Source organism: Amycolatopsis heterodermiae (assembly GCF_034929455.1).
Classification (GTDB): domain Bacteria; phylum Actinomycetota; class Actinomycetes; order Mycobacteriales; family Pseudonocardiaceae; genus Amycolatopsis; species Amycolatopsis heterodermiae.
On sequence record NZ_JAYFSI010000021.1, the window covers coordinates 59,593 to 84,165 of the forward strand.

Genomic DNA, 24,573 nt, shown 5'->3' on the forward strand with positions numbered 1-24,573 from the left:
ATGTCAGGCGCCGAGTTGCTGGTCGATGAAGGCGAAGAGCTCGTCGTCCGAAGACGGCTTGAAGTCCGGCCGCGCCAGGTCCGCCAGGCGCGTGAGCGCCCGGGCGTGCTCTTCGCTGTCCGCGCCGAGGCGGCTCAGTGCGGCTTCGAGCGTGTCGAGCAGGCCGTCGACGTCGTCGTCCGCGCCCCCGGCCAGCTCCTGCCAGAGGTAGGCGGCGAGGGCCTGCGGTGTCGGGTGGTCGAAGACGAGCGTCGCGGGCACGGCCAGGCCGGTCGCGGCGTCGAGGCGGTTGCGCAGCTCGACGGCGGTCAGCGAGTCGAAGCCCAGCTCGGTGAACGCGCGGTCCGCACCGATCTTGCTCACGTCCGGGTGGCCGAGCACCCGCGCGACGGTCTCGCGGGCGAGCTGGAGCAGCAGCCGTCGCTGTTCGGGCTCGATCAGCCCGGTCAGCTGGGCCCGCAGATCGGGTGTTTCCTGGTGTTTCGTTTCCGGGCGCGGCAGCTCGGCGAGCGCCGGAGCCGGCCGGAAGTCCTCGAAGAACGTCGGCCAGTCGATGTCGGCGACGGTGACCGTGACGTCGTCGGCGGCGATCGCCCGGACGAACTCCTCCGCACCGGCCTCGGGGGTCATCGGGCGGAGGCCCTTGTGGTGGACGTTCTCCGCCATGCCGCCTTCGGCCCACGGGCCCCAGGCGATCGACACCGCCGGGACCCCCTCCTCGCGCCACTGCGCGGCGAGGGCGTCGAGTTCCGCGTTGGCGGCGGCGTAGGCGGCCTGGCCGCCGTTGCCGAGGACGCCGGCCACCGAGGAGAACAGGACGAAGGCGTCGAGGTCGCTGGTGAGGTCGCGCAGGTTCCGGGCGGCGGTCACCTTGGGCCGGGCGACGGCTGCGAAGCGCTCCGGGGTGGCGTCGTCGAGGAGGGCGTCGTCGAGGATGCCCGCGGTGTGGACGACGACGCGGAGGTCTTCGGTCTGGGAGACCACTGTGGACAGTGCGGCTTTGTCCGCCGCGTCGCAGGCGTGGATGGTGACTTTGACGCCCAGCCGTTCGCGCAGTTCTGCCGCACCCGGCGCGTCTTCGCCGCGGCGGGACAGCAGAACGAGGTGCTCGGCTCCGGCGCGGGCGAGGCGTTCGGCCACGATCGCGCCGAGGGCGCCGGTGCCGCCGGTGATCAGGGCGGTGCCGCTGGTGGTCCATTCCCTGGTGGGCGCGGGCTTCGCCGGGACGAACCGGCGGGCGAAGATCTGGCCGTCGCGGATGGCGACCTCGTCTTCCGGGCCGCCGAGGACGTCCGGCAGGCGGGTGACGTCTGCCTTTTGGTGCAGAGTGACGCAGCCGCCCCAGCGTCGGGGCTGTTCGATCGCCGCGACCCGGCCGACGGCGGCGACGCCGGGGTCGGTGGTGGCGCACCAGACCTTCGCCGGGGTCGCCCGGAGGATTTCGGCGAGGCCGGCGGCGTCCGCGGGGAAAGCGAGGATCGGGCCGTGCTCCGGGATCTCGGTCACGAGTGGCGCGTTCAGGGCTTTTGCGGCGGCTTCGGCCCACTCGTGACGTTCCGGCGCGTAGACCGTCCAGTCGGCTTCGGGTGTCGCCGCGGGTTCGATCGGGCGCCAGACCACCTCGTACCGCCGGGCCGGGGGCGTACTGCGGTCCGCGGCGGCGAGCCAGAAGCGGTCCCGCCGGAACGGATAGGTCGGCAAGTCGACACGGGCGGCGCCGGTGCCCGCGAAGATCGCGGCCCAGTCGAGCCGGACCCCGGCGGTGAAGAGCCGGGCCCGGGCCAGGTCAGCCGCCGCCGCTTCGTCTTGATCTTTCCGTTGTGTGGCAATGAAAGTCGCGTCGGTGACGCAGTCGGCGCCGAGGGCGGACAGGGAGGCGTCCGGCCCGAGCTCGAGGAACCGCCGGACGCCGCGTTCGCGCAGGCTGCGGACGCCGTCTGCGAACCGGACGGTGTCGCGCACCTGCCGGACCCAGTACGCCGGGTCGGTGACGTCCCCGGCGGCGAGCGGGATCCGCGGCTCGGCGTAGGTGACGCTCTCGGCGACCTCGCGGAAGTCGTCGAGCATGCCGTCCATGAGGGCGGAGTGGAAGGCGTGGCTGACGGCGAGGCGCTTGGCACGACGGTCCGGGAAGCCCTCGACCACCTTGGTGACGGCGGCTTCCTCGCCGGAGAGCACGACGGACGTGGGCCCGTTGACCGCGGCGATGCTCACCCCGGCGGGCAGGTCCAGCTCGTCTTCGGTCGCCTGCAACGCGACCATCGCTCCCCCGGCGGGCAGCGCCTGCATCAGGCGTCCACGGGCGGCGACCAGGCGGGCGGCGTCGTCGAGCGACCAGACGCCGGCGAGGTACGCGGCGGCGAGTTCCCCGATGGAGTGGCCGAGCAGGAAGTCCGGCTCGACGCCCCAGGAGCGGACCAGTTCGGCCATGGCCACCTCGAAGGCGAACAGCGCGGGCTGCGCGACCTCGGTGCGGTCGATCATCGCCTTATCACCGCAGGCCAGGACGTCGGTGAGCCGGAAGCCAGTGTGCACGTCCAGCCGCTCGGCGACCCGGGTGAAGGCCGCGCCGAAGACCGGGAACGCCGCGGCGAGTTCGGTGCCCATCGCGAGCCGCTGGGCGCCTTGGCCGGTGCAGAGGAAGGCGAGCTTGCCGCTGGTCGCGCGCCCGGTGACCACGCTCGGTGCGGCTTCCCCGGCGGCCAGGGCTTCGAGCCCGGTCTTGAGATCCCCGGTGACGGCCGCGCGGAACGGCAGCGCGGCGCGGCTGGTGGCAAGGGACCAGGCGATGTCGACCGGGTCGGCTTCGGTCCGGAGCAGGCGGGCCGCCAGCTCGGGCAGGGCGGCTTCATCGCGGGCGGAGAGCACCCACGGAACCCGCACGGCCGGACCCTCGACCTGCGGCGCCCCGGCGTGCGTGCTCAACCCGGCGGAGGATTTGGGCGATCCCGGCGCAGCCACCTCGGCGCGAGTTCCGGACGACTGCGCCCCGGCGACCAGGTCGGCGGAGGTCCGCGGCGCCCCGGCCGGTGCGGGCACCTCGGCGGAGGTCCGCCGCGACCCGGCGAGGGATTCGGCCGAGCCCGGCGCGGGCACCTGGGCCGAGGTTCCGGGCGACTGCGCCCCGGCGACCGGGGCGGCGGAGGCGTGCCGCCATCCGGCCGGGGCGAGCACCTCGGCGGGGGCCTGGCGCAGCACCACGTGGGCGTTCGTCCCGCTGATGCCGAACGACGACACCGCCGCCGCGCGGGGGCGGTCCACCGTAGGCCACGGCCTGTGCGACGTCAGCAGCTCCACCGCGCCCGAGTCCCAGGCCACGTGCGGGGACGGCTCGTCGGCGTGCAGGGTGCGGGGCAATTCTCCCCGGCGCAGGGCCTCGACCATCTTGATGATCCCCGCCACCCCCGCCGCCGCCTGGGTGTGGCCGACGTTCGACTTGACCGAGCCCAGGTACAGCGGCACCGTGCGGTCGCGGCCATAGGTCGCCAGGAGGGTGTCCGCCTCGATCGGGTCGCCCAGGCGGGTGCCGGTGCCGTGGGCCTCGACGACGTCGATGTCCGATGTGGACAGTCCGGCGCTCGCCAGTGCGGCGCGGATCACCCGTTGCTGGGACGGGCCGTTCGGTGCGGTGAGGCCGTTGGACGCGCCGTCCGAGTTGACCGCCGAACCCTGGACCACCGCCAGGACGCGGTGGCCGTGGGCGATGGCGTCCGACAGCTTCTCCAGCAGTAGGACGCCCGCGCCCTCGCCCCAGCCGGTGCCGTCGGCGCCTGCACCGAAGGACTTGCAGCGGCCGTCCGGGGCGAGGCCGCGCTGGCGGGAGAACTCGACGAACGTGTCCGGGACGGCCATCACCGTCGCGCCGCCGGCCAGGGCGAGCGTGCACTCCCCCGCCCGCAGCGCCTGCGCGGCCAAGTGCACCGCCACCAGCGACGACGAGCACGCCGTGTCGACCGAGACGGCCGGGCCCTCGAAGCCGAAGCTGTAGGCGACGCGGCCGGAGAGCACACTGCCGGCCGTGCCGGTGCCGAGGAAGCCTTCTACGCCTTCGGGCAGCTCACCCGCGCCGGAACCGTAGTCGTGGTACATGATCCCGGCGAACACGCCGGTGGCGCTGCCCTTCAACGCCGAGGCGTCGAGACCCGCCCGTTCGATCGCTTCCCAGCTGATCTGCAGCAGCAGCCGCTGCTGCGGGTCCATGGCGAGGGCCTCGCGCGGCGAGATGCCGAAGAACTCGGGGTCGAACTCGGCGGCGTCGTGGAGGAAGCCGCCTTCGCGCGCGTAGGACGTGCCGGGGTGGTCGGGGTCGGGGTGGAACAGCTCGGCGAGGTTCCAGCCGCGGTCGGCGGGGAACTCGGACACGGCGTCGCGGCCGTCGGCCACGAGGTCCCACAGCCGTTCGGGCGAGTCGGCCCCACCGGGGTACCGGCACCCCATGCCGATGATCGCGACCGGTTCGCGCGCGGCGTCGGCGAGTTCCCGGTTGCGCGCGGCCAGCCTGCTGTTCTCCTTGACCGATTCCCGCAGTGCGGCAACCAGTTCCTCGGGTGTCGCCATCAGATTCTCCGGACCGGACGAGACGGGCGAAGCTCGGGCATGCCCCCCATCCTGGGCGCGCCGCCGTCCTCCCCCGCGCGCCCTTCACCACGCCCCGGTAACCCGGCACCCACTCCCCCCGAACGCAGAAGTCCGTGAAGGCCACATCGAGGGACTCTGAGTCCCTCGATGTGGCCTTCACGGACCTTCGAGGTGGGGCGTCAGTCGCGGGAGGTGGACATCGCGCGGCTGATGAGGTCACCGACGTCCAGGTCGTCGATCGCGTCCTCGGACGCCGGTTCGGGGGTGTCGTCGGTGAGGCGGAGCAGCGCCTCCAGGACGCCCAGTTCGCGGAGCCGGTCCAGGGAAGCGCCGGCCAGGGCGCGTCGGAGGCGGGCCTCGTCGGGGACGACCACCTCCGGGAACAGCAGGGTGGCGAGGTGGGACGCCAGGGCCGCCGGGGTCGGGTGGTCGAACACCACCGTCGCGCCCAGGGGACGGCCGGCCGCGGCCGCCAGGCGGTTGCGCAGCTCCACCGACGTCAGGGAGTCGAACCCGAGGTCGGTGAACGCGTGCTCCGGGTCGATCTCGGACGCCGTCGCGAAGCCGAGCACCTGGGCCGTGTGGGTCAGCACCAGCTCCGGCAACGCTTCGCGGGTGAGCACCGGAGCCGCACCGCTGGAGACGGCCCGGCGCACCGGCAGCCGGACCAGGCCGGTGAGCAGCGCGGGCAGCACGCCCGCCCGGGCCTGGTCGCGCAGGCCGGCCAGGTCGAGCTTGACCGGCACCGACACCGGGCCGGGCGCGAGGTCGAACAGCACCGCGCCCTCGTCGGGGGACAGCGCGCCGAAGCCGTCGCGGCGCATCCGGTCGACGAGCGCCTGGTCCAGCACCCCGCCCATGCCCTCGGCCGCCCACATCCCGTAGGCCAGCGACCGCGCGGGCAGGCCGTCGGCGTGCCGCTGCTCGGCCAGCGCGTCGAGGTAGGCGTTGGCCGCGGCGTAGTTGCCCTGGCCCGGCCCGCCGAGCACCCCGGACACCGACGAGACCAGCACGAACTCCGTCAGCGGCCGGTCCAGCGTCAGCTCGTGCAGGTGCCGCGCGCCGTCCGCCTTCGGGCCCAGCACGCGGTCCAGCCGCTCTGGGGTCAGGGCGGTGACGACGCCGTCGTCGAGGACGCCGGCCGCGTGCACGATCCCCGACAGGCCGGGAATGCCGTCCACCAGCGCGGCCACGGCGTCCCGGTCGGCGACGTCGCACGCCTCCACCCGCACCTCGGCGCCCAGCTCACGCAGCCGCAGCGCCAGCTCCTCCGCGCCAGGCGCGGCGAGGCCGCGGCGGCTCGTGAGCACGAGGCTTTCGACGCCGTGTTCGGTGACGAGCCGTTCGGCCAGCTTGGCCCCGACCCCGCCGGTGCCGCCGGTGACCAGCACCGTCCCCGCCGGTTCCCAGTTCGGCTTGCGGCCGGGTTCGGTCTTGACCAGCCGCGGCACCTCGGCCCGGCCGTCGCGGACCCGGACGCGGGGTTCCCCGGTGGCCAGCGCGAGGTCCACATCGGACACTTCGCCGTCCAGCAGCACGAACCGGCCGGGGTTCTCGGCCTGCGCCGAGCGGACGAGCCCGGTGGCGGCCGCGTCGCCGAGCCCACCCCCGGTCACGACGACCAGACGCGAGCCGGAGAACCGCGGCTCGGTGAGGAACCGCTGCAGGACGCCGAGCACCGCGTGCACCCCGGACGCCGGCAGGACGACCACCGGCGGCACCGGCTCGGTCACCTCGTCCCAGCGCGCCCACACGACCGGCGACGCGGGCGGCGGTTCGACGGCGACGTGCTCGACCCGGAACAGCGACCGGTCTTCCCCGGCCCGGAGTTGCTCGCCGGTGACCGCGCGGACGACCAGCGACCCGACCGACAGCACCGGCGCCCCGGCGAGGTCGGTCAGCTCGACCGCGACCTCGCCGGGCCCGGTGAACCGCAGCCGCGCGCGGACCGCCGTGGCGCCGCTCGCGTGCAGGCTGACGTCGCTCCAGCTGAACGGCAGCGCGCCCGCCTCCTCGCCCGCGCCGAGGAACATGCCGTGCAGCGCGGCGTCGAACAGCGCGGGGTGCAGGCCGAAGCGGGCCGCGTCGTCGTGGGCCTCCTCCGGCAGCGCGATCTCGGCGTAGCGGTCTTCGCCGTGCCGCCAGGCCGCGCGCAGGCCCTGGAACAGCGGGCCGTAGGCGAACCCGCGGTCGGCGAGGTCGTCGTAGAACGAGCCGAGGTCGATCGGCTCGAGCCCGTCCGGCCAGGCGAACCCGGTGACCGGCGGGGCGGCCTCGGCCAGCAGGCCGGACGCGTTCAGTTCCCACTCCTCACCGGGGATCCGCGAGTGCACGGTGACCGCCGCGGCGGCGCTGACCGCGACCTGCAGCTCGACCGGCCCGGATTCGGGGATGACGACGGGCGCGTGCAGGGTCAGCTCGACCAGCCGCGGCCGCCCGGCTTCGTCCCCGGCCCGGACGGCCAGTTCGGCCAGCGCCGCGCCCGGCAACAGGACGGTGTCGTGCACGGTGTGCCCGGCCAGCCACGGATGACTGGCCAGGGACAACCGTCCGGTGAGGACGGTGCCGTCGCCTTCGGCCAGCGACAGCCCGGCAGCGAGCAGCGGGTGGTCCGAGGTCTCCAGCCCGGCCGAGGTGAGATCCCCGGTGGACGAGGGTTCGAGCCAGAAGTGCCTGCGCTGGAACGGATACGTGGGCAGGTCGAGCCGTCGTGCGCCCGGGAGGACGCCGCCCCAGTCGATCGGGACGCCCTGGACGTGCAAAGTCGCGAGCGCCGTCATCGCCGTTGTCGCTTCGTCGCGTCCCTTGCGCAGCAAAGGAACGCCCTCGGTGAGCGCGGACAGCACCGCGTCGGGGCCGAGTTCGAGGAACTTGGTGACACCGTAGCCGCGCAACGTCTCCACCGCCGCGGCGAACCGGACGGTCTCCCGCACGTGCGTCACCCAGTACTCCGGGTCGGTGAAGTCCGCGGTCTCGCTCACCGTCGACACGATCGGGATCCGCGGCTCGGCGAAGGTCAGTTCCCGCACCACCGCCGCGAAGTCGTCGAGCATCAGCTCCATCAGGACCGAGTGGAACGCGTGCGACACGTCGAGGCGCTTGGTCTTCCGTCCGGGGAACCGGTCCGCGACCGCGAGCGTCGGGCCTTCGACACCGGAGAGCACCACGGAGTTCTCGTCGTTGACCGCGGCCAGCGAGACCTCATCGGACAGGTACCCGGCGACCTCGGCTTCGGACGCCTGCACCGCGACCATGATGCCGCCCTCGGGCAGCGCCTGCATCAGCCGGCCCCGCGCCTCGACGAGTTTCGCCGCGTCCGGCAACGAGAGCACGCCGGCGACGTGCGCGGCGGCGATCTCGCCGATGGAATGGCCCGCCAGGAAATCGGGCCGGACACCCCACGACTCGACCAGCCGGAACAGCGCGACCTCCAGGGCGAAGATCGCGGGCTGCGCGAACTGCGTGCGCGCGAGGTCGCCGCTCTCCGGCAGCACCGCGGCCACCTCGTCGTAGGCCGCGGCGAACACCGGGAACTTCTCGTACAACGAGAGTCCCATGCCGGGTCGCTGGGAACCCTGGCCGGTGAACAGGAACGCCAGCTTGCCCGGCTGGGCCCGCCCGACGATCCCCTGCCCCTCGGCGACGGCTTCCAGCCCGGCTCGCAGCTCGGACGCGTTCGCGCCGACGACCGCGGCCCGGCGCTCGTGCACCGTCCGGGTCGTGGCCAGGGAGAAGGCGACGTCACGCGGGTCGGCGTCCAGCTCCAGGAGCGCGCGAGCGCGGTCGGCCAGGGCCTGGTCGGTCTTGGCCGAGACCACCCACGGCACGACCCCGGGCGCAGCCGGTTCGGCCGGAGCGGGCCCCGGGACCTGCTCCAGGACGACGTGCGCGTTGGTCCCGCTGATCCCGAACGACGACACCCCCGCGCGGCGCGGGCGGCCGCTGCCGGGCCACGGCCGCGGCTCGGTCAGCAGCTCGACGGCACCCGCGTCCCAGTCGACCTCGGCCGACCGCTCCGCGGCGTGCAGGCTGCGGGGCAGCACCCCGCGGCGCATCGCCTCGACCATCTTGATGATCCCGGCGACCCCGGCGGCGGCCTGGGTGTGGCCGAGGTTCGACTTGACCGAGCCGAACCACAGCGGTTCGTCGCGCTCGTCGCCGTAGGTCGCGATGAGCGCCTGCGCCTCGATCGGGTCGCCGAGGCGGGTGCCGGTGCCGTGCGCCTCGACGGCGTCGATGTCCGATGTGGACAGACCGGCGTCGGCCAGGGCGGCGCGGATCACCCGTTGCTGCGATGGGCCGTTCGGGGCGGTGAGGCCGTTGGACGCGCCGTCCTGGTTCACGGCGGAACCGCGGACCACGGCCAGCACCGGATGCCCGTTGCGGCGGGCGTCGGAGAGCCGTTCCAGCACGAGCACGCCGGCGCCTTCGGACCAGCCGGTGCCGTCGGCGTCGTCCGAGAACGACTTGCAGCGGCCGTCCGGGGACAGGCCGCGCTGGCGGGAGAAGTCGAGGAACGTCTCCGGCGTCGCCATCACGGTGACGCCGCCCGCGAGGGCCATCGTGCACTCCCCCGCCCGCAGCGAGCGGGCGGCGAGGTGCAGCGCGACCAGCGAAGACGAGCACGCCGTGTCGACGGACACCGCCGGGCCCTCCAGGCCCAGCGTGTAAGCGACCCGACCGGACAGGACACTGGCGGACGTGCCGGTGCCGAGGAATCCCGCGACGCTGTCGGGCACGCTCGCCAGTTTCGCCGCGTAGTCGTAGTACATGATCCCGGCGAAGACGCCGGTCGCGCTGCCCTTGAGCGACGCCGGGTCGAGCTGGGCGCGTTCCAGGGCCTCCCAGCTGATCTCGAGGAGCAGGCGCTGCTGCGGGTCCATCGCGAGGGCTTCGCGCGGCGAGATGCCGAAGAACTCGGGGTCGAACTCGCCCGCGTCGTGCAGGAAGCCGCCGTGGCGGGTGTAGGTCTTGCCGGGCAGGCCGGGTTCGGGGTCGTAGATGCCGTCGACGTCCCAGCCGCGCCCGCTCGGGAACGGCGAGATGGCGTCGGTGCCGGCGTCGACGAGGTCCCACAGGTCCTCCGGCGACCGGACACCGCCGGGGTAACGGCAGCTCATCGCGACGATGGCGATCGGTTCGTCGGTCTGCTTGCGCCGGGTCGAGGCGGGGCGGGTTTCCGTTGGCGCGCCGAGCAGTTCGGTGCCGAGGAAGGCGGCGACGGCGGCCGGGCTCGGGTGGTCGAAGACGAGCGTCGCGGGCAGCCGCAGGCCGGTCTCGGCGCCGAGTTCGTTGCGCAGTTCGACGGCGGTCAGCGAGTCGAAGCCGAGTTCGGTGAACGGCCGGGACGCCTCCACGGTGTCCGCGCCCGCCCGGCCGAGCACGGCCGCGACGCGGGCGCGGACCAGGTTGACGAGCAGGGCTTCGCGGTCGGCTTCGGACAGCCCGGCCAGCCGTCCGGCGAGGCCGGTCTCGGTGCGCCGGGCTTCGCGGCGGGTCTTGACGCGGACCAGCCCGCGCAGCAGCGGCGGGACCCCGGCCCTGCGTACGGCCGCGAGGTCGAGGTGCACGGGCACCAGGACCTCACCACCGTCGGCGACGGCGGCGTCGAAGAGCGCGAGGCCGTCGTCCGGGGTGAGGGCGCCGAAGCCGTCGCGGCCGATGCGGTCGCGGTCGGTGCCGGTCAGGGTGGCACCCATGCCGTCCTGCCAGAGGCCCCAGGCGAGCGACTGGGCGGGTTTCCCCTCCCCGCGCCGTTCCCGCGCGAGGGAGTCGAGCGCAGCGTTGGCGGCGGAGTAGGCGGCCTGGCCCGGGGAGCCGAAGACGCCCGCGATCGACGAGAACAGGACGAAGAAGTCGAGGTCGCCGGTGAGGTCGTGCAGCACCCGGGCGGCGGTCGCCTTGGCCCGGAAGACACCGTCGAGCCGTTCGGGGGTGAGCGAGGTGAGGACGCCGTCGTCGAGCACCCCGGCCGCGTGGACGACCCCGGTGACCTGCGGCTCGGCCCGGTCGAGCAAGTCGCGGACCTGCTCGCGGTCGGCGACGTCACAGGCTGCGATACGAACCGCGGCGCCAAGATCAGCCAGCTCGGAGGCCAGCTCGGCGGCCCCGGGCGCGGCCTCACCACGGCGGCTGACCAGCAGCAGGTGCCGGACGTCGTGCGTGGTGACGAGGTGCCGGGCGAGCCGAGCGCCGAGACCGCCGGTACCGCCGGTGATCAGGACGGTTCCGCTGGTGTCCAGTATGGACGGTTGGGCGGCCGCGACGCGAGCCAGGCGTGGGGCGAACAGGGCGCCGTCGTGGGCGTGGACCTCCGGTTCGCCCGTGGCGAGTGCCGCCTCGACGTCTGAATGGGCGCCGCGGAGCAGGACGATGCGGTCCGGGTTCTCCGCCTGCGCCGCCCGGACCAGGCCTTCGACGGCGCCGTCGGCCGGGCCGGTCAGCACGACCAGCGGGTCCGGCTCGTCCGTGGCCAGGAACTCCTGCAGCGCCGCGAGGGTGGCGTCGAGGGAGCCGGCCGCCACGACCGTGGCCGGGGTGGAAGCAGTAACGGCAGAGAGCGGGACCTCCTCGATGCGGTAGAGGCCCTCGAGGGACCGCGTGGTGGTCACCGCGCGGACGCTCAGCCCGCCGATCGACGCCACCGGGGCGCCCGTTCCGTCGGCCAGGTCCAGGGCCAGACCGTCGGCGCTCGGGCGGGCGTGGACCCGCAGCTCCGTCGCGCCGCGGGCGTGGAGCACGACGTCGCGCCACGCGAACGGGATCGAGCCCTGGTCCTCGCCGTGCACGGCGGTGGCCTGCAGCGCCGCGTCGAGCAGGGCCGGGTGGAGGCCGAAGCCGCCGGCCGCGTTCTCGGGCAGGGCCACCTCGGCGAAGATCTCGTCGCCGCGGTGCCAGACCTCGCGCAGCCCCCGGAACATCGGGCCGTACGCGAGGCCGGCCGCCGCGAGACGGTCGTAGGCGTCGTCGAGGGGAACCTCGGTCGCGTCCGGGGGCCACGGGATGTCCACAGTGGACGCCGGGGGCGTGCCGAGGAAGCCGGTGGCGTGGGTGGTCCACGGGTGCTCCGGCCGGCGCGAGTGGATCGACACCGGACGGCGGCCGTGCTCGTCGGCCGCCCCCGCGACGACCTGGACCTCCGGCGCCGAGCCGGGTTCGAGGACCAAGGGCTCCTGCAGGATCAGCTCCTCGATCCCGGTGCAGCCGGCCTCGTCGCCGGCGCGGATGGCCAGCTCGGCGAACGCCGTGCCCGGCACCAGCACCCGGCCCGCGACGACGTGGTCGGCCAGCCACGGGTGCCGGTCGAGGGAGAGCCGGCCGGTGAGCAGGACGCCGTCGTCGGCGGCCACGGACACCGCGGCACCGAGCAGGGGGTGGTCGGCGGCGGCGAGCCCGGCGGACGTGACGTCGGCGTCGCTCTCCTGACCGAGCCAGAAGTGCTCGTGCTGGAAGGCGTAGGTGGGCAGCTCGACGAACCGGCCGCTGCCGCCGAAGTACGTGGCCCAGTCGACGGGCACGCCGTGCGCGTGCAGGGTGCCGAGCGCGGTGACCAGCTGGTGCGGCTCGTCGTGGTCACGCCGCAGCGCGGGCACGGCGACGTCCGCGTCGACCAGGGTGCTCAGCACGGCGTCCGGCCCGAGTTCGAGGAACTTCGTGACGCCCTTCCCGCGCAGCTGGTCCACCGCGCCGGAGAACAGCACGGTCTCCCGGACATGCGTCACCCAGTACTCGGGATCGGTCAGGTTCGCACCTTCGCGGACCGTCGACACGATCGGGATCCGCGGCGCCGAGAAGGTCAATTCCCTTACCACCGAGGCGAAGTCGGCCAGCATCGGCTCCATCAGCACCGAGTGGAACGCGTGCGAGACGTCGAGGCGCTTGGTCTTGCGGTCGGCGAACCGGGCCGCCGCGGCAAGGGTGGCTTCCGCCGCGCCGGAGAGCACCACGGACGTCGGCCCGTTCACCGCGGCCAGCGACACCTCGTCCGACAGCACCTCGCGGACCTCGTCCGCCGATGCCTGCACCGCGACCATCGCGCCGCCTTCGGGCAGCGCCTGCATCAACCGGCCACGCGCCGACACCAGCTTCGCCGCGTCCTCCAGCGACAGGACACCGGCGACGTGCGCCGCCGCGATCTCACCGATCGAATGCCCGGCCAGGAAGTCCGGCCGGACACCCCACGACTCGACCAGCCGGAACAACGCGACTTCCAGGGCGAAGATCGCGGGCTGCGCGAACTCCGTCCGGGACAGGTCCCCGATGTCCGGCAGCAACGCCGACACCTCGTCGTAAGCCGCCGCGAACACCGGAAACGCCTGATACAGCGAAGCGCCCATGCCGACGCGCTGCGAACCCTGCCCGGTGAACAGGAACGCCAGCCCGCCTTCGGTGACCCGGCCGGTCACCCGGTCCGAGCCGACGACGACCGCGCGGTACGGCAACGCGGCCCGGGTCGTCGCCAAGGTGAACCCCACGTCGACCGGCTCCGCGGTGACCGAAGCCAGCCGGGCGAGCTGGCCGGCCAGCGCGGGTTCCGTGGCCGCGGACAGCAGCATCGGGACGACGGCGGGCGGCGCGGGCCGCTCCTCGACCACTTCGGCGGGCGCCTGCTCCAGGACCACGTGCGCGTTGGTCCCGCTGATCCCGAACGACGACACGGCACACCGCCGCGGGCCCTCGGGCCAGTCGGTGCGCTCGGTCAGCAGCGACACGGGCCCACCGGCCCAGTCGACTTCCGTGCTGGGGGTGCCGACGTTCAGCGTCGGCGGCAGGACGCCGTGGCGCATCGCCTCGACCATCTTGATGATCCCGGCGACCCCGGCCGCGGCCTGGGCGTGGCCGAAGTTCGACTTCACCGACCCCAGGAACAGCGGGCGCGAGCGGTCACGGCCGTAGGTGGCCAGCAGGGCCTCGGCCTCGATCGGGTCGCCGAGGCGGGTGCCGGTGCCGTGTGCTTCGATCGCATCGACGTCCGCTGTGGACAGTCGCGCGTCGGCCAGCGCGGCGCGGATCACCCGTTGCTGGGACGGGCCGTTCGGGGCGGTGAGGCCGTTGGACGCGCCGTCGGAGTTGACCGCGGAACCCTTGACCACGGCGAGGATCCGGTGCCCGTTGCGCTGGGCGTCGGACAGCTTCTCCAGCACGAGCATGCCGACGCCCTCGGCCCAGGCGGTGCCGTCGGCGTCGTCGGAGAACGACTTGCACCGGCCGTCCGGCGCCAAGCCGCGCTGGCGCGCGAAGTCGACGAAAATCCCGGGTGACGCCATCAGGTTGACCCCGCCGGCCAGCGCCAGGGTGCACTCCCCCGCGCGCAGACCGCGGACCGCCGCGTGCACCGCGACCAGCGAAGACGAGCACGCCGTGTCGATCGAGACGGCCGGGCCCTCCAGGCCGAGCTGGTAGGCAATCCGTCCGGAGTGGACACTGCAGGTGGTGCCGGTGAGCAGGTAGCCGTCGACGGCGTCGCCCGGGTTGTGCAGGCGCGGCCCGTACTCCTGCGCCGACACTCCGATGTAGACGCCGGTGGGGCTGCCGCGCAGCGCGGCCGGGTCGAGACCGGAACGCTCGACGGCCTCCCAGCCGACCTCCAGCAGCAGCCGCTGCTGCGGCTCCATCGCGAGGGCCTCGCGGGGCGAGATCCCGAAGAACTCGGCGTCGAACCCAGCGGCGCCGGGCAGGAACCCGCCGGTGCGCACGTACGTCGTGCCGCGGTGGTCGGGGTCGTCGTCGAACAAGCCGGAGGTGTCCCAGCCGCGGTCCGCGGGGAACTCGCCGATGCCCTCACGGCCGTTGTCCACCAGGTCCCACAGCGCGGCGGGGGTGTCGGCGCCGCCGGGGAACCGGCAGGCCATGCCGACGATGGCGACCGGTTCGTGCCGGCCGTCCTCGGCGTCACGCAGCCGTTCGCGGGTCCGGTGGAGGTCTCCCGTGACGCGCTTGAGCAGGTCGAGGAGCTTGTCTTGGTCCGCCATCACACACCTTCGCTGTGCTCGTTCTGGGGTCAGAAGATCTCGTCGGCCAGGAAGTCGAAGACCTTGTCGACCGCGGCGTCGAAGAGCAGGTCGTCGAACTTCTCGTCGCCGTCCCCGGCCGCGTAGGCCAGCAGCAGCTTCTTCAGCGGCTTGGCGACCTTCTTGCGGTCGTCCTTGTCGAGCTCGCGCAGGTTCTCGCTCAGCTTCTCGATCTCGCCGAGCACCCGCTTGACGGCCTTCTTGTCCGGCATCAGGAGATCCCCAGCTCGGTGGCCAGGAAGTCGACGACCTCGTCCGCGGTCGCGTCCTCCAGCCGGGAGCTGACACCGGGCGCGGCGAAGCCGTCCAGGAGGGCCCGGAGCCGGGCCGCGATCCGGCCGTCGTCGTCCACTGTGGACAGGCGGGTCTCGAAGCGGTCCAGCTCGGCCAGGAGCGCGTCGGCCGGGTTCACCGACGGGGGCGCCAGCTCGGCGAGGAGGTGCCCGGCCAGCGACGCGACGGTCGGGTGGTCGAACACCGCGGTGGCCGAGAGCCGCAGGCCGGTGACGGTGTTGATGCGGTTGCGCAGCTCCACCGACGTCAGGGAGTCGAACCCGAGGTCCTTGAACGCGCGGGCCGGATCGATCGCGCCGCCGGCCTCGTGGCCGAGGACCGCGGCGGCGTTGTGCCGCACCAGGTCGATCAGCAGGGTCGAGCGTTCCTCGTCGGGCAACGTCGTGAGCCGGTCGCCGAGGTCCGGCCCGGCCGCCGCGGGCCCGGCCGCGCGGCGCGTGGTGACCTTCGCGAGGCCACGCAGGACCGGCGCCACCTCGGTGGTCCGGGCGTGGGCGCGCAGGGCGGCGCGGTCCAGCTCGATCGGCAGGACGGTGGTGAACCCGCCGTCGAGGGCCGCGTCGAACAGCGCGAGCCCGGTCTCCGCGGTCAGCGGCGGCAGGCCTTCGCGGGCCATGCGGTCGACGTCGGTGCCGGCCAGCCCGCTGCCCATGCCCTCACGCCACAGGCCCCACGCGAGCGAGACGGCGGGCAGGCCCTCGTCACGTCGGTGGGCGGCCAGGCCGTCGAGGAAGGTGTTCGCGGCCGCGTAGGACGCCTGGCCGGCGGAGCCGACGATCCCGGACACCGACGAGTACAGCGCGAACAGCGCGAGGTCGTGGCCACGGGTCAGCTCGTGCAGGTGCCAGGCCGCGTCCACCTTGGGGCGCAACACTTTTTCGAGCCGCTCGGGTGTCAACCCGGTCAGGACGCCGTCGTCGAGCACCCCCGCGGTGTGCACGACTCCGGTCAGTTCGACGCCGTCCAGCAGCTCGGCCAGCGCCGCGCGGTCCGTGACGTCACAGGCGACCACCTCGGCGTTCAGCTCGGCGGCCAGCTCCCGCGCACCCGGCGCGTCCAGGCCACGACGGCTGGTCAAGATCAGCTTGCGGACGCCGTGCTCGGCCACGAGGTGCCGGGCGATCAGCGCGCCCAGCCCGCCGGTGCCGCCGGTGATCAGCACCGGCTTGTCCGGGTCGAGCGCTCGTGGCAGCGTGAGCGCGACCTTGCCGATGTGCTTGGCCTGGCTGAGGAATCGGAACGCTTCGGGGGCTTCCCGGACGTCCCAGGTGCGCACGGGCAGCGGGGTGAGCGCGCCGGACGCGAACAGCTCGGTCAGGGCGTCCCAGATCTCCGCCGTCCGCGCCGGGCCCGCGTCGATCAGGTCGAACGCCTGGTAGTGCACCCCTGCAGGCTCGCGGATGTCGGTCTTGCCCATCTCCAGGAACCGGCCGCCCGGCGCCATCGTGCGCAGGGACGCGTCGACGAAGTCGCCGGAAAGCGCGTTCAGGACGACGTCGATGCCGCTGAACCGCTGCTCGAAGTCGAGGGTGCGGGAGGACGCGATGTGGTCGTCGTCGAGCCCGGCCGCGCGCAGGACCTGCTGCTTGCCCTCGCTCGCGGTGCCGAACACCTCGGCGCCGAGGTGGTGCGCGAGCTGCGTCGCGGCCATGCCGACGCCGCCCGCGGCCGAGTGGACCAGGATCGACTCGCCTTGCCGTAGAGCGGCCAGGTCGACCAGGGCGTAGTACGCGGTCAGAAAGACCAGCGGCACGGTGGCGGCCTGCTCGTCGGTCCAGCCGCCGGGGACGCGGGCCAGGAACGGGCGCTCGCCGACGGCAACCGGGCCGATCCCGCCGTGCACCATGCCCATCACGCGGTCACCGGGGGCCAGGTCGGTGACGGCGGTGCCGGTGGCGAGGACCGTCCCGGCGACCTCGCAGCCCAGCGGCCCGGCCTCCCCGGGGTACATGCCCAGGACGTTGAGCACGTCCCGGAAGTTGAGCCCGGCCGCCCGCACGGCGATCCGGACGTCGAGCGGCCCGAGATCCGGCTCCTCTGCTGGGACCAGAGCGAGGTTCTCGACCGTGCCCTCGCCGTCCTTGTCCAGGCGCCACGGGCCGCGCGGTGGGAGGAGCCCGCCTGCTTCGGCGATCCGCGGGACCAGGGGGACGCCGTCGCGGACGGCGACCTGCGGTTCGCCGGTGGCCACGGCCAGCGGGACGTCCTCGAGGTCGCCGTCGACGAGGACGAACCGCCCCTGGTGCTCGGCCTGGGCGCTGCGCACCAGGCCCCAGACCGCCGCGGCCGCCGGGTCGGTGGCGCCGGGTCCGGCCGCGTGTCGCGTGTGGACGACCAAAGTGGACTCGTCGCGGGTCACCCAGTCCTGCAGCACTTCCAGGACCCGGGCGGCCAGGCCGTGCGCCGAGGCGACGGGGTCGCCTTCGGACGTCACCGACAGCACGACGGGGCGCCCGGGGACGACCTCGGGATAGGTCGTGCAAGGCGCGGGTTCCGCGGCCGCGATCGGCGTCCAGTCGAGCGTGAACAGACCCGACGGGACCTCACGGCCGCGGGCAGCGGGGCGGCGGACGACGAGGGACTCGACGCTGAGCACCTCGGCGCCCGCCGGGTCGACGGCGACCAGCGACACCGTGTCGGCCGCGCGGAACGAGATCCGCAGCCGCAGGCTGGTCGCGCCGGTCGCGTGCAGCCGGACACCCGACCAGGAGAACGGCAGTCCCCCGGCGGACTCGGCCGATTCGCGCAGGAACAGGGCGTGCAACCCGGCGTCGAGCAGCGCCGGGTGGATCCCGAAACCGGCCACCTCCCCGGGCAGGGCGACTTCGGCGTGGACGTCGTCGCCGTCGACCCACACGGCTTGCAGGCCGCGGAAGACGCCGTCGTAGGTGAAGCCGGGCAGATCGTCGTAAAAGCCTTCGAGAGAGTGGGCTTCCCCCGGCGGCGGCCACGGGACCGAGGCGGCACTTTCACGTGAAAGTGCCGCGAGGGTGCCGGTCGCGTGGCGGGTCCAGTCGTCGCCGTGCTCCGGGCGGGAGTGGACGGTGACCGCGCGGCGGCCGTCGTCGTCCGGGGGTGTCACCACGACCTGGACCTCGGCCGGGGCCGACAGCACCAGCGGTGCGCCCAGGGTCAGCTCCTCGACGGCCGGGCAGCCGGTCTCGGCGCCGGCGTGCAGGGCCAGCTCCAGGAAACCGGTGCCGGGGAACAGGACGTCGCCGCCGACGACGTGGCCGGCCAGCCACGGCTGGTCGGCCACCGAGAGCCGGGCGGTGAACACCGTGTCGCCGCCGGGGACCGGGACGACGGCGCCGAGCAGCGGGTGCTCGGCGCCGCGCAGGCCGAGGCCACGCGCGTCCTTGCCCGCGCCGGGCGTGAGCCAGTAGCGCGACCGCTGGAACGGGTAGGTGGGCAGGTCGATCCGGCGGCCGCCGGGGGCGAGGGCCGCGAAGTCGACGTCCACACCGCGCACGTAGGCCGTGCCCAAAGCGGTGAGCGCCTCCGGGACTTCCGGGCGGTCGCGGCGCAGGAGCGGCCGGGCGACGCCGTCGTCGACCAGGGCCGAGAGGACACCGTCCGGGCCCAGCTCCAGGTAGGTGCCGCAGCCGGCGTCGCGCAGGACGTCCAGGGCGTCGGCGAACCGGACGGTCGCCTCGACGTGCTCGATCCAGTACTCCGGCGTGTCGTGGCCACCGATTTTGCCGGTGACCGTCGAGACGATCGGGAAGCGCGCCGGGTGGTAGTCGGCGAGGCGGCAGATCCGCGCGAAGTCGTCGAGCATGCCGCGCATGAGCGGCGAGTGGAAGGCGTGGCTGACGTTGAGCCACTTGGTCTTGCCGTCGAAGCCGGCGATCGCCGTCTCCAGGACGTCACCCGCGCCGGACAGCACGACGGCGTCCGCGCTGTTGACCGCGGCGAGCCCGGCGTACCGCTCGTGTCCTTTAAGGAGCGCCAGCGCGGTTTCCTCCGACGCGCGCAGCGAGACCATCGCGCCGCCTTCGGGCAGCTCGCGCATGAGCCGGCCGCGCGCGGTCACCAGCATCGCCGCGTCGGACAGCGAGAGCACCCCGGCCACGTGCGCGGCCGCGAACTCGCCCACCGAATGCCCGCACAGGTACGCCGGGGTCACCCCCCACGACTCCAGCAGCCGGAAGAGGGCAACCTCGACGGCGAACAGCGCGGGCTGGGCGTAGTCGGTGCGGTCCAGCAGCTCCGAGCCGAACACGACGTCACGCAGCGGGGTGTCGAGCTGGACGTCCACGTGCGCGCAGACCTCGTCGAAGGCGTCCGCGTAGACGTCGTAAGTGTCGTAGAGACCGCGGCCCATCGCGATCCGCTGGGCACCCTGGCCGGTGAACAGGTACGCCAGTTCCGTCTGCTGATTGCCGTGGAGGACGCGGTCGTCGAACGCGGCCAGGGCGTCCGCGAGGGCGGCGGAGTCCGGGGCCACGACGAAGGCGCGCTCGGGGAGCGTGGCCCGGGTCGTCGCCAGGGAGAAGGCCAGGTCAGCGGGGTTGCCGTCGAGGGCCGCGAGCTGGGCGGCCTGGGCGCGCAGCGCGTCCGGATCGGCGGCCGAGAAGCCGAGCGCGATCGGGGACGGCGGTGCCGGCTCGGGCTGTTCCGGGGTGACAGCGGGCTCTTCGAGGATGACGTGGGCGTTGGTGCCGGAGATGCCGAACGACGACACCGCGGCCCGGCGCGGCGCCGAACCGCGGGGCCACGGCACCGTCTCGGCGAGCAGTGAGACAGCCCCGGACGTCCAGTCGACGGCCGGTGAAGGATCGGCGCCGTGCAGCGTGCGCGGCAGCCGGTCGTGCTGCAGGGCCATGATCATCTTGATCACGCCCGCCGCGCCCGCGGCCGCCTGCGCGTGCCCGATGTTGGCCTTGATCGACCCCAGCCACAGCGGTTCCGCACGGTCGCGGCCGTAGGTCGCGAGCAGGGCCTGCGCCTCGATCGGATCGCCCAGGGTGGTGCCGGTGCCGTGGGCCTCCACGACGTCCACAGTGGACGCCTCGACCCCGGCGTCGGCCAGCGCCGCACGGATCACTCGCTGCTGCGAGGGGCCGTTCGGGGCGGTCAGGCCGTTGGACGCGCCGTCGGAGTTGACCGCGCTGCCGCGGACCACCGCGAGCACCGGGTGGCCGTGGCGCTCGGCGTCGGACAGCCGTTCCAGGACGAACATCCCGGCGCCCTCGGCCCACGCCGTGCCGTCGGCGGCCGCCGAGAACGGCTTGCAGCGGCCGTCCGGGGCGAGGCCGCGCTGGTTCGAGAAGGCGACGAACGGGCCGGGCGTGCCCAGCACCGCGACGCCGCCGGCCAGGGCGAGCGTGCACTCCCCCGCCCGCAGCGCGCGGACCGCCAGGTGCAGCGCGACCAGCGACCCGGAGCACGCGGTGTCGACGGTGAGCGCCGGCCCCTGCAGGCCGAGGGTGTAGGCGATGCGGCCGGAGACGACGCTGGGCGCGCTGCCGGTGAGCAGGTGCCCGTCGAGGCCCTCGGGCGCGTCGGCCAGGCGGGTGCCGTACTCCTGCGGCTCGGCGCCGACGAACACGCCGGTCGGGCTGCCGGACAGCGTGCCGGCGTCGATCCCGGCGCGTTCCAGGGCCTCCCACGCCGTCTCCAGGACGAGGCGCTGCTGCGGGTCCATGGCCAGGGCTTCCCGCGGTGAGATGCCGAAGAAGCCCGCGTCGAACTCGGCGGCGGCGTGCAGGAACCCGCCGTGGCGCACATAAGTACGGCCCGGGGTGCCCGGGCGGGGGTCGTACAGGCCGTCGACGTCCCAGCCGCGGTCGCGCGGGAACTCCGTGACGACGTCCCGCCCTTCGTCCACAATGGACCAAAGGGCGGCCGGGGAGTGCGCGTCGCCGGGGAAGCGGCAGCCGATGCCGACGATCACGATCGGCTCGCTGTTCACCGGGCCGGCAGCTGCGTCAGCGGGAGAAACCGCGCCGAACAAGCACTCGTCCAGGAAGTCCGCCAGCGCTTCGGGGCCCGGGTGGTCGTAGGCCAGCGTCACCGGCAGGTCGAGCCCGGTTTCGGCGGTCAGCCACGCGTGCAGCCGCACGGCGAGCAGCGAGTCGAAGCCGAGGTCGGCGAACGTGCGCCCGGACGGCGGCGGGCCGTCCAGCACCGCCGCCACGGCCCGGCGCACCAGGGCCAGCAGCGTCCGGCGTCGCTCGGGGCGCGGCCGGCCTTCCAGCCGTCGCAGGGAATCCAGCTCGGTCATGCGCGCACTCGCCACCTCGGGTCGCCCGGCACAGGGAATTCGCTGCTCCAGCTAGCCACAGTGGTGTGTGCACCCGGGGCGGAACTGTTCCACCGGCGGGTAATCGGCCGCCCCGCGAGCCGGTTTCCGCTCCGTGGGCAGGCGGTGGAAAAGGTATCCCGTGGACCGCGACGGAATCGTTAACGTGGCTCTCGGCGAACCGGATTTCAGCGCCGAGACCCGTGGCCGCACGACTGCCGGGACGCACCGGCGACAGCGTAAGGGCGCTCCTCCCCGGGCGTCCGCCGTGCCGGCCGGGGGCCGCCTGCGCGACGCCAGAACTAGTGCCGGAGGTAACGCCGATGACCATGTCTCCCGTCGAAGAACGCCCGCTGCCCGGCCTCCCGGCCGAGGCCGGTTCGGCGAGCATGCTGTGTCCCGACTTCCCGTTCGCCTACGACGACTGGATCCGGCACCCGGCCGGCCTGGGCCGCGTGCCCCGGCACGCGCACGGCACCGAGGTCGCGGTGATCGGCGGCGGCCTGTCCGGGATGGTGGCCGCCTACGAGCTGATGAAGCTCGGCCTGAAGCCGGTGATCTACGAGGCCGAGCAGCTCGGCGGCCGGATGCGCTCGGTGAGCCTGCCCGGGTACCCGGACGCCGTCGCGGAGCTGGGCGCGATGCGCTTCCCGCCGTCGGCCGGCGCGCTGTTCCACTACATCAATAAACTCGGGCTGGAGACGACGCCGTTCCCGAACCCGCTCTCGCCCGCGTCGCCGAGCACGGTGATCAACCTGCACGGCGAGAGCCACTGGGCCCGCACGTCCGCCGATCTACCGTCGGTGTACCGCGAGGTCAACGACGCCTGGACGAAGACGCTGCAGGAGCAGGCCGACCTGTCGCTGATGGAGGACGCCATCCGGCGCCGCGACGTCGGCACCATCAAGGCGCTCTGGAACCACCTGGTCACCAAGTTCGACAACGTGTCGTTCTACGGCTTCCTGACGTCGTCGCCGCTGTTCTCCTCCTTCGAGCACCGCGAGATCTTCGGCCAGGTCGGCTTCGGCTGCGGCGGCTGGGACACCGACTTCCCCAACTCCGCGCTCGAGATCCTGCGGGTGATCTGCACCGACACCAGCGACGAGCACCACCGGATCATCGGCGGCTGCCAGCAGCTGCCGCTCGGCCTGTGGTCCGACGAGCCGGCCGACCTGGAGTACTGGCCGGCCGGGACGTCGCTGGAGTCGCTGCACGGCGGGCAGCCGCACCCGGCGGTCGTCCGGATCGACCGGACCGGCCGCGGGTTCACCATCGAGGACGCCGACCGCGACGTGCGCACCTACCCGGCCGCGATCTTCGCCGCGCAGAACTGGAACCTGCTCTCGGGCATGAAGAGCGACGACGCGCTGCTGCCGCAGAAGGTCTGGACCGCGCTGGAGCGCACGCACTACATGGGCGCGTCCAAGCTGTTCGTCATCACCGACCGGCCGTTCTGGCTCGACCAGGACCCGGAGACCGGGCGGGACGTGATGAGCACGACGCTCACCGACCGCATGCCGCGCGGGGTCTACCTCATCGACAACGGGCCCGACGAGCCCGGCACGATGCTGCTGTCCTACACGTGGAACGACGACTCGCTGAAGGTCGCCTCGCTCACCCCGGACGAGCGGCTCGACGTGATGCTGTCCGCGCTGGGCAAGATCTACCCCGGCGTCGACATCCGCTCGCACATGATCGGCCCGCCGATCGCGATCACCTGGGAGACCCAGCCGCACTTCAAGGGCGCCTTCAAGTCCTGCCTGCCCGGCAGCTACCGCTACCAGCGCCGGCTGTTCACCCAGTTCATGCAGCGCGACGCCGCCGAGCGCCACCGCGGTTTCTTCCTGGCCGGTGACGACGTCGCGTGGATCGCCGGGTTCTCCGAGAGCGCGGTCACCACCGCGCTGAACGCCGTGTGGGGCGTCGTCGAGCACCTCGGCGGCGGCACCCACCCGGACAACCCCGGGCCCGGTGACGTGTTCGACGAGATCGCCCCGGTGAGCCTCGACTGACCAGCGGAAAGGACTTCCCATGTTCGCGAAGATCTATTCCCCCGACGCGGTCACCGGGGGTGAAGCCTTCGAACAGCACGCCCTGCGCGTGGCCGAGGTGCTGCGCGACCGCGGTGTCGGTTCCGGTGACCGGGTGCTGCTCAAGGCCGACAACACCCTGGCCTACCTGACGATCCTCGTCGCGCTGATGCACGCCGGCGCGTCGGTGGTGCTCGTCGACCACATGGAGCACGCCGACCGGACCGCCGAGACGATCGCGGCGTCCGGGGTCGTGCTGGCGGTCGTCGACGACGACGCGCCGCTGCCGCCGGACGCGCCTTCGGCGTTCACCTACGAGATCATGGTCGCCGCCGCCGACCGGACCCCGGCTGACGACCACCTGCGCTTCGACGTCTGGGAGAAGCTGCCGGACAGCCTGGTGATGTGGTCGTCCGGCTCGACCGGCGTCCCCAAGGGCGTCGCGAAGAACGGCGCGCGGTTCCTGAAGAACCTGGAGCGCAACGCCGACCTCGTCGGGCACGTCGCCGACGACGTCCTGCTGCCGCTGCTGCCGTTCAACCACCAGTACGGCCTGTCGATGGTGCTGATCGCGTGGCTGCGCGACTGCTCGCTGGTGATCGCGCCCTACCGGCGTCCCGACCGGGCCCTGCGCCTGGCCGGGCGGGCCGGGACGACGGTCGTCGACGCGACGCCGTCGACCTACCGCAGCCTGTTCAACATCGTCGGCAAGCGCCCGGCCCTGAAGGACGAGTTCTCCCGCGTCCGGATGCTGTGCAGCGGCGCGGCGCCGCTCGAGCCCGCGCTGGTGGCGCAGGGCGTGGAACTGTTCGGCATGCCGCTGCTCGACAGCTACGGCAGCACCGAGATGGGCAACGTCGCCTTCGCCAACATCGAGAACCCCTACGGCTGCGGGCAAATCGTCGACGGCTTGACCCTGGAGGTGCGCGCCGACGACGGCACGGTGCTGCCCGCCGGCGAGGTCGGCGAGCTGCACGTGCTCGACCCGGACCTGATGGAGGGCTACCTCGACGGCGCCGGGCGGGTCGTGCCCGCCGACCGCGGCTGGTACGCCACCGGCGACCTCGGCCGCCTCGACGCGTCGGGGAACCTGTTCCTGGTCGGGCGCAAGCGGGCGGTGCACCGCAACGGGCACACGCTGCACCCGGAGGTGATCGAGCACCGGCTGGCCGAGGAAGGCTGCTCGGCGAAGATCGTCGCGCTGCCCGACCAGCGGCGCGGGTCGAGCCTCGTGTTCGTCGTCCAGGACGACGCCCAGCGCGATCCGCGCTACTGGCGCGACCGGATCTGCGGGGTGCTGCCCCCGGCCGAGCAGCCGAACCGGGTGCTCGTCACCGACCAGTTCCCGTTGAACCGCAACGGGAAACCGGACCGGCAGCGGCTGGAGAAGTTCGCCGCCGCCGAGCAACTCTGA

General features: G+C 73.6%; 6 protein-coding genes. 2 read left to right on the forward strand and 4 right to left on the reverse strand.

Features of this window, described 5'->3' with window-relative positions; all coding sequences use genetic code 11:
* Positions 1–3: 3 nt before the first annotated feature.
* The 4 genes from VA596_RS47625 to VA596_RS47640 form a co-directional block, all read right to left on the reverse strand.
* Positions 4–4,560 (reverse strand): type I polyketide synthase, encoded by a 4,557-nt coding sequence (locus VA596_RS47625; RefSeq protein WP_410171998.1) that lies wholly within the window; start codon positions 4,558–4,560, stop codon positions 4–6.
* A 197-nt stretch (positions 4,561–4,757) separates the two neighbouring features.
* Positions 4,758–14,552: an SDR family NAD(P)-dependent oxidoreductase gene (locus tag VA596_RS47630; RefSeq protein ID WP_410171997.1), complete on the reverse strand. Its 9,795-nt coding sequence runs from the start codon at positions 14,550–14,552 to the stop codon at positions 4,758–4,760.
* A gap of 26 nt (positions 14,553–14,578) precedes the next feature.
* Positions 14,579–14,800, reverse strand: coding sequence for a hypothetical protein (locus tag VA596_RS47635; RefSeq protein WP_323337143.1), 222 nt, complete (start codon positions 14,798–14,800; stop codon positions 14,579–14,581).
* Positions 14,800–21,111 carry an SDR family NAD(P)-dependent oxidoreductase gene (locus VA596_RS47640; protein ID WP_323337145.1) on the reverse strand — a complete coding sequence of 2,104 codons (6,312 nt, stop codon included), beginning with the start codon at positions 21,109–21,111 and terminating at the stop codon, positions 14,800–14,802. Before VA596_RS47640 ends, VA596_RS47635 begins: the two co-directional genes overlap by 1 nt.
* 341 nt (positions 21,112–21,452) lie before the next feature.
* Here VA596_RS47640 and VA596_RS47645 point away from each other — a divergent pair, with 341 nt between their 5' ends.
* Positions 21,453–23,141 (forward strand): flavin monoamine oxidase family protein, encoded by a 1,689-nt coding sequence (locus VA596_RS47645; RefSeq protein ID WP_323337147.1) that lies wholly within the window; start codon positions 21,453–21,455, stop codon positions 23,139–23,141.
* Between the two features lie 19 nt (positions 23,142–23,160).
* Positions 23,161–24,573, forward strand: coding sequence for a class I adenylate-forming enzyme family protein (locus tag VA596_RS47650; RefSeq protein ID WP_323337148.1), 1,413 nt, complete (start codon positions 23,161–23,163; stop codon positions 24,571–24,573).